At 66.3% G+C, this 14829-nt stretch carries 10 protein-coding genes and 1 pseudogene; 2 read left to right on the top strand and 9 right to left on the bottom strand.

Annotated features, from left to right (window positions below):
- Positions 1–26 precede the first annotated feature (26 nt).
- Positions 27–1586 (top strand): DHA2 family efflux MFS transporter permease subunit, encoded by a 1560-nt coding sequence (locus LXM88_RS12700; RefSeq protein ID WP_047900522.1) that lies wholly within the window; start codon positions 27–29, stop codon positions 1584–1586.
- 97 nt (positions 1587–1683) lie between these two features.
- Here LXM88_RS12700 and truB read toward each other — a convergent pair whose 3' ends face one another.
- From truB to LXM88_RS12655, 9 genes are all read right to left on the bottom strand, one after another.
- A complete protein-coding gene (gene truB, locus LXM88_RS12695) occupies positions 1684–2616 on the bottom strand; it encodes a tRNA pseudouridine(55) synthase TruB (RefSeq protein WP_262542651.1) in 933 nt (310 codons plus the stop codon).
- A gap of 13 nt (positions 2617–2629) precedes the next feature.
- Complete coding sequence (rbfA, locus tag LXM88_RS12690) at positions 2630–3028, bottom strand: 30S ribosome-binding factor RbfA (RefSeq protein WP_053525271.1); 399 nt, start codon at positions 3026–3028, stop codon at positions 2630–2632.
- Between the two features lie 113 nt (positions 3029–3141).
- Positions 3142–6084 (bottom strand): translation initiation factor IF-2, encoded by a 2943-nt coding sequence (infB, locus tag LXM88_RS12685; protein ID WP_262542650.1) that lies wholly within the window; start codon positions 6082–6084, stop codon positions 3142–3144.
- A gap of 91 nt (positions 6085–6175) precedes the next feature.
- Positions 6176–7651, bottom strand: a complete 1476-nt coding sequence (nusA, locus tag LXM88_RS12680) for a transcription termination factor NusA (RefSeq protein ID WP_048020756.1) — start codon at positions 7649–7651, stop codon at positions 6176–6178.
- Entirely contained in the window at positions 7651–8109 is a 459-nt protein-coding gene (rimP, locus tag LXM88_RS12675) for a ribosome maturation factor RimP (RefSeq protein WP_006752291.1), read from the bottom strand. The genes nusA and rimP overlap by 1 nt, the downstream gene beginning before the upstream one ends.
- 459 nt (positions 8110–8568) lie before the next feature.
- On the bottom strand, positions 8569–10308 hold the full coding sequence (gene rluB, locus LXM88_RS12670; RefSeq protein WP_262542649.1) for a 23S rRNA pseudouridine(2605) synthase RluB: 1740 nt from the start codon (positions 10306–10308) through the stop codon (positions 8569–8571).
- Between the two features lie 60 nt (positions 10309–10368).
- Positions 10369–11394, bottom strand: coding sequence for an SMC-Scp complex subunit ScpB (gene scpB / locus LXM88_RS12665; RefSeq protein WP_262542648.1), 1026 nt, complete (start codon positions 11392–11394; stop codon positions 10369–10371).
- Positions 11395–11666: 272 nt separating this feature from the next.
- Complete coding sequence (locus LXM88_RS12660; RefSeq protein ID WP_262542647.1) at positions 11667–12869, bottom strand: pyridoxal phosphate-dependent aminotransferase; 1203 nt, start codon at positions 12867–12869, stop codon at positions 11667–11669.
- A gap of 75 nt (positions 12870–12944) precedes the next feature.
- Positions 12945–13847 (bottom strand): LysR family transcriptional regulator, encoded by a 903-nt coding sequence (locus LXM88_RS12655; protein WP_262542646.1) that lies wholly within the window; start codon positions 13845–13847, stop codon positions 12945–12947.
- 431 nt (positions 13848–14278) lie between these two features.
- Between LXM88_RS12655 and LXM88_RS12650 the strand changes: the two are divergent.
- Positions 14279–14674 (top strand): annotated as a pseudogene (locus tag LXM88_RS12650) (transposase); the annotation flags it as partial.
- Between the last annotated feature and the right edge of the window lie 155 nt (positions 14675–14829).

The raw sequence follows: 14829 nt of genomic DNA, 5'->3' as shown, positions 1-14829 counted from the left end.
GCTCCGACTCCGGAAAAACAACCGACATGGCACAAGCTCCTGTCTCCTACCCGCCCTTGCAGGGCGGGAAACTCGTGCTCGGGACGATCGCCGTGTCGCTCGCGGTGTTCATGAACGTGCTCGACACGTCCATCGCGAACGTCGCGATCCCGACCATCTCGGGCGACCTCGGCGTGTCGTCCGACCAGGGCACGTGGGTCATCACGTCGTTCGCAGTCGCGAACGCGATCTCGGTGCCGCTGACGGGCTGGCTGACCGACCGTTTCGGGCAGGTCCGCCTGTTCCTCGCGTCGATCATCCTGTTCGTCATCTCGTCGTGGATGTGCGGGCTCGCGCCGAGCCTGCCGTTCCTGCTCGCGTCGCGTGTCCTCCAGGGTGCGGTCGCGGGGCCGATGATTCCGTTGTCGCAATCGCTGCTGCTGTCGAGCTATCCGCGCGCGAAGGCGCCGATGGCCCTCGCGCTATGGTCGATGACGACGCTGATCGCGCCGGTCGCAGGCCCGATCCTCGGCGGCTGGATCTCGGACAACTACTCGTGGCCGTGGATCTTCTACGTGAACATCCCGGTCGGCATCGCCGCCGCGCTCGCCACGTGGTCGATCTATCGCACGCGCGAATCGACGGTGCGCCGCGCGCCGATCGACGGCGTCGGCCTCGCGCTGCTCGTGCTGTGGGTCGGCTCGCTGCAGATCATGCTCGACAAGGGCAAGGATCTGGACTGGTTCGCATCGACGACGATCGTCGCGCTCGCGTTGATTGCCATCATCTCGTTCGCGTTCTTCGTGATCTGGGAACTGACCGCCGAGCACCCCGTGGTCGACTTGTCGCTGTTCCGCCGGCGCAACTTCACGGGCGGCACGATCGCGCTGGCGGTCGGTTACGGGCTCTACTTCGGCAACCTCGTGCTGCTGCCGCTGTGGCTGCAGACCCAGATCGGCTACACGGCGACCGACGCCGGCCTCGTGATGGCGCCGGTCGGGCTGTTCGCGATCCTGCTGTCGCCGCTGACCGGCAAGTTCCTGCCGCGCACCGACCCGCGCTACATCGCGACCGCCGCGTTTCTCATATTCGCGCTGTGCTTCTGGATGCGATCGGGCTACACGACGGGCGTCGACGAGTGGTCGCTCACGCTGCCGACGCTCGTGCAGGGTGTCGCGATGGCCGGCTTCTTCATTCCGCTCGTGTCGATCACGCTGTCCGGCCTCCCCGGCCACCGCATTCCGGCGGCGTCCGGGCTGTCGAACTTCGTGCGGATCATGTGCGGCGGCATCGGCACGTCGATCTTCCAGACTGCGTGGGATCATCGCAACAACTTCCACCACGCGCAGCTGGTCGAGCAGACGAACGTCTACAACCCGACGTTCAACCAGGCCGTCACGCAGATGGGCAATCTCGGGCTGACGCAGGACCAGGCGCATGGCCTGATCAACAACCTGGCCACGCAGCAGGCCGCGCAGCTCGGCGTGAACGACCTGTTCTACATCTCGGCGGCGATCTTCGTGCTGCTGATTGCGCTGATCTGGATCACGAAGCCCGAACGCGCGGGCGGCGGCGATGCCGGTGCGGCGGCGTCGGCGGCACACTGAACGCCGCCCGACACCGCGCCACCGCGCGCCAATCAAAAAGCCCGGTCGAAATCGACCGGGCTTTTTCTTGCTCCGACGGCGCGCTCGCGCCGCTGCGTCAGGCTGCCGTCACGACGAGCCGCTCCGGTGCAAGCACGCCATTTGCCTTGCGCGCCACGCCGAGCAGCCGCGTCTCGTCGTAGACGCGCACGCGCTCGCCGTCGGCCGCATCGATCGGCCCGAGCTCCGACAGTGGCAGGCGCTGGCCGTGCAGGAACCGCTTCGCGCACGCGTCGTCGAGACGAACCGACGGAAACGTCGACAACAATGCATCGACCGGCTGAAGCCACGCATCGCGCGCAGATTCGTCGGCGTCCGACAGCGCATCGAGCGTCACCGCATGCTCGAGCGTCAGCGCGCCGACGCCCGTGCGGCGCAGCATCGTCAGGTGCGCACCGCAGCCGAGCGCCTCGCCGATATCCTCCGCCAGCGTGCGCACATACGTACCCTTGCTGCAGGTCACGCGAAACGTCACGTCGGGCAGGTCGCAGGCGAGCAGGTCCAGCGCATGGATCGTCACGTTGCGGCCTTCGCGCTCGACGGTCTGGCCCGCACGCGCATATTCGTACAGCGGCTTGCCGTCGCGCTTGAGCGCCGAATACATCGGCGGCACCTGCACGATCTCGCCGGTGAAACGCACGAGCGCGGCTTCCACCGCTGCGCGGTCGCATTCGACCGGCCGCGTGTCGATCACTTCGCCTTCCGCGTCGCCAGTGGTCGTGCGCAGGCCGAGACGCATCGTCGCTTCGTAGGTCTTGTCGGCCTCGAGCAGATCCTGCGAAAACTTCGTCGCCTCGCCGAAACACAGCGGCAGCAAGCCTGAAGCCAGCGGATCGAGCGTGCCGGTGTGGCCGGCTTTCTTCGCGAGAAGCAGCCGCTTCGCGCGAATCAGCGCGTCGTTGCTCGACAGGCCGACCGGCTTGTCGAGCAGGAGAACGCCGTCCAGCGCGCGCCGGGGCACGCGCGGACGTTGGGATGCTGCATTCGTCATAGGCCGGTCGAGCTCAATCGTCCTTGGCGGGCACGTCGGCCTCGTCGTCGTCCTTCGCACGCGTCGAGTTCGCTTCCTTGATCAGGCGCGACATCTCCACGGCCTTCTCGATCGTCTGGTCGTAGTGGAAATGCAGCGTCGGCACCGTATGAATGTGCAGGCGCTTGAACAGCAGGTTGTGCAGGTGGCCCGACGCATGGTTCAGCGCCTCCTGCGTCTTTTCCGGATCGCCGGTGAGCGCCGTGAAGTAGACCTTCGCATGCGCGTAGTCCGGCGTGAGTTCCACGCTCTGGATGGTCACGATGCCAATGCGCGGGTCTTTGACCTCGCGCATGATGAGTTCGGACAGATCGCGCTGAATCTGGTCGGCGATCTGAACGTTGCGATTGGGGGAAGTACGTTTCCTGGACATGATCGATCCCTGATTCGTTTATCAGGATAATGCGGCCGCCTTTTGGCGGGCCGCCATGAAAAATGGGCGGGACAAGCCCAAGCCTGCCCCGCCCATGAGCCGATACGCGACGATTACAGCGTACGCGCGACTTCGGTCACTTCGAAGACTTCGAACTGGTCGCCTTCCACGATGTCGTTGAAGTTCTTCACCGACATGCCGCACTCGAAGCCTTGCTTGACTTCCTTCACGTCGTCCTTGAAGCGCTTCAGCGATTCGAGCTCGCCCGTGAAGATCACGACGTTGTTGCGCAGCACGCGAACCGACGACGAGCGCTTGACGATACCGTCCGTGACCATACAGCCTGCGACCGCGCCGATCTTCGGCACCTTGAACACCTGGCGCACCTCGACCGTACCGGTGATGACTTCGCGCTTCTCCGGTGCCAGCATGCCCGACATCGCCGCCTTCACCTCATCCACTGCGTCATAGATGATGTTGTAGTAACGGATGTCGACGCCATTGGCTTCCGCGAGCTTGCGCGCCTGCGCATCCGCACGCGTGTTGAAGCCGATGATGACTGCCTTCGATGCCGTTGCAAGGTTGACGTCGTTTTCGCTGATGCCACCCACCGCGCCGTGCACGATCTGCACGCGCACTTCGTCGGTCGACAGCTTGAGCAGCGACTGCACGAGTGCTTCCTGCGAACCCTGCACGTCGGCCTTGACGATAAGCGGCAGGTTCTGAACTTCGCCTTCGCCCATCTGCTCGAGCATGCTTTCAAGCTTCGCGGCCTGCTGCTTCGCGAGCTTCACGTCACGGAACTTGCCCTGACGGAACAGCGCGATTTCACGTGCCTTGCGCTCGTCCGGCAGCACGATCACTTCCTCGCCCGCGCCCGGCACTTCCGACAGACCCTGGATTTCGACCGGGATCGACGGGCCGGCTTCCTTCGTCGGCTTGCCGTTCTCGTCGAGCATCGCGCGCACGCGGCCGTAGGCCGAGCCCGCGAGCACGATATCGCCACGATTCAGCGTACCGGACTGCACGAGGATCGTCGCGACCGGGCCCTTGCCCTTGTCGAGCTTCGCTTCGATCACGATACCCTTGGCCGGTGCTTCGACCGGTGCCTTCAGTTCCAGCACTTCGGCCTGCAGCAGCACGTTCTCGAGCAGATCGTCGATGCCCGCACCCGTCTTAGCCGACACCGGCACGAACGGCGAATCGCCACCGTATTCTTCCGGCACGACGCCTTCCGTGACCAGTTCCTGCTTGACGCGATCCGGATTCGCTTCCGGCTTGTCGATCTTGTTGATCGCGACGACGATCGGCACGCCACCCGCCTTCGCGTGGGCAATTGCTTCCTTCGTCTGCGGCATCACGCCGTCGTCGGCCGCCACCACCAGCACCACGATGTCGGTCGCCTTCGCGCCGCGTGCACGCATTGCCGTGAACGCCTCGTGACCCGGCGTATCGAGGAACGTGATGACGCCGCGCGGCGTATCGACGTGATACGCACCGATGTGCTGCGTAATGCCGCCCGCTTCGCCTGCGGCAACCTTCGCGCGGCGGATGTGGTCGAGCAGCGAGGTCTTGCCGTGGTCGACGTGACCCATCACCGTGACGACCGGCGGACGCGGCAGTTGCTCCGCATCGGTGGTCGTCTCGCCTTCGACGAGCAGCGCTTCCGGATCGTCCAGCTTCGCGGCAACCGCGCGGTGGCCCAGTTCCTCGACGACGATCATCGCCGTTTCCTGGTCCAGCACCTGGTTGATCGTGACCATCTGGCCCATCTTCATCATCACCTTGATGACTTCCGAGGCCTTGATCGACATCTTGTGCGCGAGATCGGCAACCGACACGGTTTCCGGCACGTGCACTTCACGCACGATCGGTTCGGTCGGCGCCTGGAACGACGATGCGCTGTCCTGGTGACGGCCGCGACCCTTCGGGCCGCCGCGCCAGCCGCGGTCGACGCCGCCGCTCGAATCGCCGCGCGTCTTGATGCCGCGGCGCTTCGCCGCGTCGTCCTGCCAGCCGCCCTTGCCTGCGCCCGGCTTCTTGTTGCGATCGCCCGCGCCTGCCGGGGCCTGCGTCGTTGCCGGTGCTGCAGCGCCGGCCGGCTTCTTCACCGCCGGACGCGCCTGCGCACCTTCGGGCTTCGCCGGCTTGTGCAGCGTGCCCTTCGCTTCAGCCGGCTTCGGCGGCTCGACCGGCTTCGGCGGCTCGACTGCCTTGACCACGGCCTTGCGCGGCGTGTTCATCATTTCGCGGATCGCGCGCGCTTCGGCCTCGGCGGCCGCACGGCGCTTGCTGATCTCTTCCTGCTCGGCGCGCGCCTTGTCCGCCGCCTCGCGGGCAGCATCCTCGGCCTTCTTCGCCGCTTCGCGCTGCGCCGCACGTTCGGCAGCCGCGCGAGCTTCAGCGGCCGCGCGCGCTTCGTCCTGCGCGGACTGCGCACTCGGTGCTTCCGGCTCGGCCGCGGCGGCCTGCTGCGCTGCCGCCTGCTGCTGCTGCGCCGCAGCGGCTTCGGCCGCCGCACGCTTCGCCGCAGCTTCTTCCTCGGCGCGACGGCGCTCGGCTTCAGCCGCTTCCTCGCGGGCGCGGCGTTCGGCTTCCTCGCGTTCGAGGCGCTCCTGGCGCTCGCGCAGTTCCTGCGCCTGCTTCTCGAGCAGCTCGGCCTCGCGGCGCGCTTCTTCCTCGCGACGCTTCAGTTCTGCATCGTCGTCCGCTTCGGCGACCTGCGCCTGACCCTGTTCCGCACCGTCGCTCACGTCGTCGCGCTTGACGAACGTGCGCTTCTTGCGGACCTCGACCTGAATGGTGCGAGCCTTGCCCGTCGCGTCAGATTGCTTGATCTCCGACGTATGCTTGCGGGTCAGCGTGATCTTGCGCTTGTCGCCGTCGGTTGCGCCGTGCGACTTGCGCAAATGATCGAGCAGACGCGCCTTGTCCGCTTCGGACAGCGCATCGTCTTCACTCGCTTTCTGGACGCCCGCTGCCTGCAGCTGTTCGAGCAGCACACCAGCAGGCATTTTCAGTTCCGCGGCAAATTGGGCTACGTTGTTACTCGCCATTCATTCCTCTTAGTGCAAGGACCGATTCCTTGCGGTTAGCATCGGGTCAGGCCATACGGCCGCCATCAAATCAGTGCGCCATGGTCATTTCTCACTGGAACCAGTGTTCACGTGCTTTCATGATCAACGCCTTAGCGGCATCCTCTTCCATTCCGGTCAGATCGACCAGTTCATCCACTGCGAGCTCGGCGAGATCGTCCCGCGTCTGCACGCCGTGTTCGGCCAGCTTCGCGAGCAACTCCGGCGTGATGCCGTCGAGGCTCTTCAAATCCAGCGCTGCGTTCTCTACCTTTTCTTCGTTCGCGATGGCCATCGTCAGCAACGCGTCGCGTGCGCGGTTGCGCAACTCATGCACGGTGTCCTCGTCGAACGCTTCGATTTCGAGCATTTCGTTGAGCGGCACGTAGGCGATCTCTTCGAGGCTCGTGAAGCCTTCGTCGATCAGGATGTCGGCAACTTCTTCGTCGACGTCGAGACGCGCCATGAACAGCGCACGCAGCCGGTCGCGCTCTTCACCCTGCTTCAGGGCGGATTCGTCCGGCGTCATGATGTTGATCTGCCAGCCGGTCAGTTCGCCGGCAAGGCGAACGTTCTGACCGCTGCGGCCAATCGCGACAGCCAGCTCGTTCTCGTCGACGACGACGTCCATCGAGTGCTTTTCTTCATCGACGACGATCGACTGGACAGCTGCCGGCGCGAGCGCGCCGATCACGAACTGGGCGGGATCCTCCGACCATAGCACGATGTCGATGTTTTCGCCACCGAGCTCGTTGCGCACGGCCTGCACGCGCGAGCCGCGAATGCCGACGCAGGTGCCGATCGGATCGATCCGCTTGTCGTACGCGATGACGCCGATCTTCGCGCGCACGCCCGGGTCACGGGCTGCCGCCTTGATCTCGAGCAGGCCCTGCTCGATTTCCGGCACTTCCATCTCGAACAGCTTCATCAGGAACTCGGGCGCCGTGCGCGACAGCTCGATCTGCGGGCCGCGCGCGGTGCGGTCGACCTTCGCGATGTACGCACGCACGCGGTCGCCCACGCGCAGGTTTTCCTTCGGAATCAGCTGGTCGCGGCGCAGCAGCGCCTCGACACGACCCGATTCGACGATGAAGTTGCCCTTGTCGAGGCGCTTCACCGTACCCGTCATGATCTTTTCGCCGCGCTCGAGGTAGTCGTTCAGGATCTGCTCGCGCTCCGCGTCGCGCACCTTCTGCAGGATCACCTGCTTCGCGGCCTGCGCGCCGATGCGGCCGAACTCGATCGACGGCACGGGTTCCTCGACATATTCGCCGACTTCGACGTCGGGCTTCTGCTCACGTGCTTCGAACAGCAGGATCTCGCGATCCGGCTCCTGCAAGCCAGCCTCATCGGGTACGACGAGCCAGCGACGGAAGGTTTCGTGCTCGCCGCTTTCGCGATCGATATGGACGCGGATTTCGGCGCCTTCGTCGAACAGCTTCTTGGAAGCGGACGCGAGCGCAGCCTCGAGGGCGCCCAGCACCACATCCTTGTCGACGTTTTTCTCGCGCGCCAGCGCATCCACCAGCATCAACACTTCGCGACTCATTATTTGCGGCTCCTAAAGTCAACTTGCGGAATCAGGCGGGCTTTATCGATATCGGCCAGCGTGAAATCCAGCATGGCTGCCTCGCCCTTCTTCCCCTCAAATTCCAAACCGATCGTTTCGCCATTCGGCGCGTGCAGAATGCCCCGGTACGTCTTGCGCCCGTCCAGCGGCTTTTTCAAGGTCACGGAAACTTCGCTGCCGGCGAAGCGCTCGAAGTCGGCCAGCTTCTTCAACGGGCGGTCGAGCCCCGGGGACGAGACTTCGAGCCGTTCGTAATCGATGTTTTCGACCGTCAAGACGTGCTGGAGCTGACGCGTGACCTTTTCGCAATCTTCGAGCGAGATGCCGGCAAGCTGATCGATATAGATGCAAAGCATGCCGCGCCCGGTGCGCTCGAGATCCACCAGCTCGTAGCCGAGCCCGGTGACCGTGGTTTCTATCAGTTCCGTCAGTTGCACAGTGTCCTCTCAGGTGTTCGCGCCCGCCGCTCGCGATTACACCCGCGGGCGCGCGCCTTAGCCGGCGCAGGAAGCGCTACCCGAGATGCCTAACCGTTTCAGCAAAAAAAAATGGGCGGAACGCCCATCTTCTCTTACTGGTGGTCGCACCTGAGCCGCACATTGAATCCGTACGCCCAGCGACTCCGCGATTATAGCGATTTTTGGCGCAAACGCCAAGCCAGCCGGTAAAAGCGGCGCATCGGCTGCTTTTACGGACCGAAAATGCGAAATCGGGCTGCCGGATCAACCGGCGCAATCCTGCCGCGCCGGAGATCGGCCATGCCGGCCGCCATCTGGCGGCACGCGGCATATATACAGTCGAAATCAAAAAACGCAACGTGTCGTGCCGACAAAACCGGACTCATACCGATTCTGCCGGCACGCCGGCGGCTTTGCGCCGCCGCATGCCGTCACGCTTCAGCGGCTGCGCGTGCGACTGCGCTGCGGACGCTGGCCGCCGCGCTGACCGCCGCCGCTACCGGCGCCTTCGGGACGATTGCCGTTCGGATTGCGATTGCCGCCCTTGCTGCCGCCACGCTTGCCGCCTGCACCTGCGCCTTCGCGCTTGGGGCCTGCGCCGTACGACGCGCGGTTGCCGTCGACATCACGGCCGCCGCCCGAGCGGTTGCCATCGCGGCCGCCGCCGGCACGGTTACCGTAGCCCGACGGTGCGACCGGCAGGCTGCCGTAGCCGCTCAGGCCAGGCAGACCCGGCCCGCCGCGACGGCCACCGCCGCGGCGCGGCTGGTCGAGCTGCCCGTGCGTCGTCAGCACCGGCTCGCGGCTGATGAAGCCCATCGACGTCTGCATCGGATCGGGCTGGCGACGCTCGGCCTGGCCGGCACCGCCGCGCTTGCCCTTCTCCTCGGACGGCGCCTTCAGGCCGACGGTCGCCATCAGCTTGCGCACCTGCGCATCGTCGAGCTCCTCCCAGCGGCCGCGCTTCAGGCCGCGCGGCAGCGGGATCGGGCCGTGACGCGTACGGATCAGTCGGCTCACCATCAGGCCGGCCGCCTCGAACATCCGGCGCACTTCACGGTTACGGCCTTCGGCCAGCGCGACGTGATACCAGTGATTCGTGCCTTCGCCACCGCCGTCGCGGATGCGCAGGAAATTGGCGGGGCCGTCGTCCAGCTCGACGCCGTGCAGCAGCTTCTGCCGGTTGCCTTCGGTGAGCTCGCCGACCACCCGCACCGCGTACTCGCGCTCGACGCTGTAGCGCGGATGCATGAAACGGTTCGCGAGGTCGCCCGACGTCGTCAGCATCAGCAGGCCTTCGGTATTGAAGTCGAGGCGACCCACCGCAAGCCATTTCGCCGTCTTCATCGGCGGCAGGCGATCGAATACCGACGGACGGCCTTCCGGATCCGCGTGACTGACGATTTCGCCCGTCGGCTTGTGGTACAGCAGCACGCGCGGCGGCTTGTTCGGCAGCTTGCGCTTGACCGGCTTGCCGTTGATCCGCACCTGGTCGGTCGGCATGATGCGCTGGCCGATGTGCGCGGGCTCGCCGTTCACCGACACGCGGCCGGCCACGATCAGCTCTTCCATTTCGCGGCGCGAGCCCATGCCCGCTTCCGCCAGCACCTTGTGCAGCTTCGGTGCGTCGTCGTCCGGCGACAGCACGCGCTTGTTCGCCGGCTGGCTGCGGCCGCGGCGCAGCATCGGCGCACGCACGCCGCTGCCGCCAGCGGAGTTGTCCGCGTCGAATGCGGGGGACGTCACGTACGCGAACAGTTCGTCCTGGGACGCATCGCCTTCCGCCTTCGGCGCACCACCTTCAGCCTTCGGCGCGGCGCCGCGGCGGCCCTGGCCGCCCTGCGCACCCTGAGCGCCCTTGGCCGCGCCTTCGCGCTTGCCGGCCGGCTTGCGGCCGCCCTTGGCCGCACCTTCCTTGCGCGGCGCGCGCGCGGGCTGCGCTTCGGCGGCCTCGGCCGGCTGCGCGTCCGCGCCTTCGCCGCCCTGCGACTCGCCTTCGGCGCCCTTCGACTTGGCCGCCGCGCGACGCCGCGCGATCAGGCTGCGCGGGCCTCGCCGCAGACCGCGGCGGGGACGCTCGTCGCCGCCCTCGGCCGAAGCATCCTGCTCCGGCGCATCGTCGGCACGCGCTGCCTGCACGGCAGGCGCGGACGATTCAATATCGTGGATATCTGTCAAAACAACCTCAAAATGTCAGGTCTCGCGCCCGGCGCGGGCGCGGCAAGAAGTTGGCCGCGTTCAGGCGCGACGCTGTTCGGGTTCTGCTTCGTCGTCCGGCAGCGCGTCGGCGCCGATGGGCGCACTGGCGCTTCGTACGGCATCGGCAAGACTGTCGGACGTGTCGTCCAGCATCTCGCCGTCCGCGGGACGGGAGGCGTCGGCCTGGCCTGCCTCGCCGGGCATGTCGCCGGCCGCTTCCGCTCCGTCTCCGGCAGCCACTTCGGCGGCCGGTTTGCGATCTTCCTCGCTCCAATCCGCGCGCAGCGGCTCGGGCTGCACATGGGTCGGCACTGCTTCGGCACCAACCTGTTCCGTTTGTTCCACGTGCCCGAGATCACCATCGAGCGTAGCGCGGTTCGGTATTTCCTGCATCGACGCGGCATCGCCCGGCAATCCGGCGGATGCTTCATCCGCGTGCACCTGCGACACGTCAGCCGCTGCGTCGCCGGCCAGCGGCGCGTCGTCGGCAACCGGTACATCACCGTCGAAGTCCATTGCCTGCTGCGCAAGCAGCGCGGCCTCGATGTTCGCGGCCGGCTCTTCGAGCGCAGGCAGGTCGTCGAGCGCCTTCAGGCCGAGATCGTCGAGGAACTGCTTGGTCGTCGCATACAGCGCCGGACGCCCCGGCACGTCACGATGACCGATCACCTCGATCCAGCTGCGATCCTCGAGCTGCTTGACCACCTGCGTATTGACCGTGACACCGCGAATCTCTTCGATGTCGCCGCGCGTGACGGGCTGCCGGTACGCGATGATCGCGAGCGTTTCGAGCACCGCGCGCGAATATTTCGGCGGCTTCTCGGGATGCAGGCGGTCCAGATAATGACGCATCGCCGGCTTGCTCTGGAAGCGCCATCCGGTCGCCAGCGCCACCAGTTCGACGCCGCGGCCGGACCAATCCTGTTTCAGATCTTCGAGCAACGTGCGGACCGTGTCAGCCGACACGCCGTCGGCAAAGAGCTTGCGCAAATCGCCGAGCTTCAGCGGTTCCTGCGCACAGATCAAAGCAGTCTCGAGGACGATCTTCGCCTCTTGGGTATTCATGCAGCTAGGCCAGACCCTGTGGTCAAACGAACCGGATCAACAAACAGACGAAAGGAACGGAAGACGCGCTCGCCCGATTCTGATCGGTCATATTGATGGGAGCACGAACCGGGGGCGGCGAACCAACTTCAGGCCAGGCCCAAACCGGACGGAACAGCACGGCTCAACGACGGAACCGCGTGACTGAGCGCCATATTACGCAAAATTGCCCGGTGCGTAAAGATGAGCAGATTGGCTCGCCGCCAGTCCGCCCCGCCCGCTCCGGCCCCGCTTCAACGGGCGGCCGCGTCGTGCGCGAGAAACCGGCGCAGCCGCTCGACGCCCGCGTCGAGTCGCGCCGGATCGCATGCGTAGCACCAGCGCACGAATCCCTCGCCCTCCGGGCCGAATGCCCGTCCGGGCGCAAGCCCGAGCCCCGCATCGCGTACCAGCGTCTTGCAGAACGCGAGACTGTCGGCCGCGCCCGGCAATCGCAGGAACAGGTACATCGCGCCCGGCGGGGGCGGCACCTCGACGCCCGGCAGCGTCCGCAGCGCGGCGACCAGGTGATCGCGCGCGTCGCGCAGCGCCGCGACGAACGACCGCACGAACGGCTCGCCGTCGCGCAGCGCGACTTCGCCCGCGGCCTGCACGAAGCCCGGCGCGCACGACGTGTTGTATTCGACGAGCTTCGACAGGTCGCCCATCACCGATGCCGGCGCAACGAGCCACCCCAGCCGCCAGCCCGTCATCGCCCAAGCCTTCGAGAACGAATTCACGACAACGACGCGCTCGTCTCGCGACGCGATATCGAGGAACGACGGCGCGCCACCCTCGCCGAATGCGAGTCGCTCGTACACCTCGTCGGCTACCAGCCAGATGCCGTGACGGCGGCAATGGGCCAGCACGGCCTGCTGATCGTCGCGCGACATCGTCCAGCCGGTCGGATTGTTCGGCGAGTTGACCAGCAGCATCCGCGTATCGGGCGTCAGCGCGGCGAGCAGCCGATCGACGTCGAGCCGCCAGCCCGCGTCGCCATAATCGAGCGGCACGCATTCGACCTGTGCGCCGAGGATTTTCGGAATCTCGACGAGATTCGGCCAGAGCGGCGTGACCGCAACGACGCGCTCGCCCGGGCCGACCAGCATCTGCGCGGCCAGCATCAGCGCGTTCACGCCCGAACTCGTCACGGCCACCGTGTCGGCCGCCGTCGCACCGTGACGCGCGCTCACGTAGGCTGCAATCGCGTCGCGCAGCGGCGCAGTGCCGAGGTTGTGCGTGTAGAAGGTCGCGCCATCGCGCAGCGCCGCCGCTGCGGCATCGCGGATGAAATCCGGTGTCACGCGGTCCGACTCGCCGAACCAGAACGGCAGCATGTCCGGCACGCCGAAGCCGGCGTTCGCCACCTCCCGGATCAGCGACGGCCGCAGCGCGTGCACCGCGGCGCGCGCCGCCGGCTCGCCGTTCGTCAGGGAAAAATCCGAGGAATGCGCCATCGAGCACCACCGTCGAGGAACACGATCCGCGTAGTGTACCGGCCCGCAAGCCGGGCTGTCGCACGTCCGCGCGCGTCAGTCGAGGTCTTCCGCCCTCGCCGGCATCTGCCGCACCAGTTCCCAGATCGCCTGCGCCGCAGGCGACAACGACCTGTCGCGGCGTCGCACCAGCTCGACAGTACGCTCGGTACGCGGCGTAAGCGGCCGCGCGACGAGTGACGAGCCGGCCGGCAGCGGCAACGACAGCCACGGCTGCACGCTCACGCCGACGCCGGCCTCGACGAGCCCGAATACGGTCGCCGAATGCCCGAGCTCCTGCATGACCGTCGCGTTGACGTGGTGGGCGGCCAGCGCGGCATCGATCAGCGGCCGGCTGCCCGACGCATGATCGAGGAGCACGAGTCGCTCGCCGTCCAGCGCGGTCCACGGCACCTCCGCACGCGCCGCGAGCGGATGGTCGGCACGCGCGACGAGGCAGAACGAATCGGTCATCAGCGGCTCGCACACGAGATCGGCGACCGTCAGCGGCCCGATCACGACGCCGAAATCGACTTCGCTCGACTTCACCTTGCGCAGCACGTCGCTCTGCACGTCGTCTCGCAGGCCGAGCGTCACGAACGGAAACTGGCGCTCGCACGATGCCACCACGCGCGGCATCAGCCGGCACGCGATCGTCGGGCTCGCCGCGACGATCACGCGCCCGCGGCGCTGCTCGCCGATCTCGCGAATCTCGCGCAGCGTGTCGTCGAGATCGTCGATCAGACGCGACACGCTTGCGATCAGGTTCGCGCCGACATCGGTCAGTTGCACGTCGCGCGTCGTGCGGTCGATCAGCTTCAGCCCGAGCTCGGCCTCGAGCTCGCGCACGCAGCGGCTGACCGCGGACTGCGTGAGCCCGATTTCGTCACCCGCGCGACTGAAGCTCTTGAGCCGCGCGACCTCGATGAATACGCGAAGCTGGCGCAGCGTGACGTTCATCCCCGGACCTCATCAATCGTTGATATCGATTCGTAATTTTAATGCGTGAATCCGGCTTCGATGCGCGAATCCGGCACTGGCCGCACATGTTTCGCTGCGGTGCAATACACACGCAAACGCACGTAGCGCGGGCGAACTGCACAAGATTGGTGATTGTCCCGATTTGCTGGCGGGTTATTTTGGCGTCTTATACGCCCCTAGCTGACTTAGCCGTTAGCTCGCTGCCAAGCGGCTCTCGAGGGATTCGCCTCCGACATGGCACGCTTCGTGCGTTACCTGTCGCACAGGGCGCAGGTTTCGTCGGATGGAAAGGCAAAAACGCCGCTGCCGGCCAACCGGACGCCCCCACCCGGCACTCGACGATCGAGTGCTTGAAGAGTGCGCGGCGCAGGGCAGCGCACCGGAGTTAGCTTCGCTGAGGTGAGGACATGATGCTGTTCGACGATTTGAGAGATAACGAGTGGGCGCTGGTCGAGGGTCTGTTTTGCTCGGAACCCGCACGGAGTGAGCGGCGCGGCCGTCCCCGCGTGGAAGCCCGCTCGGTGGTGAACGCCGTGTTGTGGGTGCTGTCGACGGGTGAAGGCTGGTCGAAGCTGCCGGGCCGCTATCCGTCACCGCCGACCTGCCGCCGTCGCTTCGACGAATGGCAGGCGGACGGCACGCTCGCCGAAATCGTGAAGCGACTCGGCACGAGCGGCCGGCAGATCTCGCTGCGCGGACGCATCGGCGCGAGCGCCGCGAAGCCGCCCGCACCGCCGAGCCGCGACCGGTTGCGCGGCGCCTTCTGGACCAATCCGGAATCCTGGCGCGCGCCCGTCAAGATGGCGTAACGAATGCTCGATCGGGCGGCTTCGGCCGCCCGGTTTCTTTTCGCGACGCGATCTTTTCGCGACGCCTGCGTTGCCGTCGATTACCGCTGTCGTGCCGCGATACATCTATTTACCAATATTTACAGCAAGCCTGCACTCCCGCGCTTACCTTA

Origin of the sequence: Burkholderia sp. S-53 (genome assembly GCF_025560745.1) — a bacterium.
GTDB lineage: Bacteria > Pseudomonadota > Gammaproteobacteria > Burkholderiales > Burkholderiaceae > Burkholderia > Burkholderia pyrrocinia.
The sequence above is the reverse complement of the archived record's forward strand: the minus strand, read 5'-3'. Positions and strand labels throughout refer to the sequence as shown.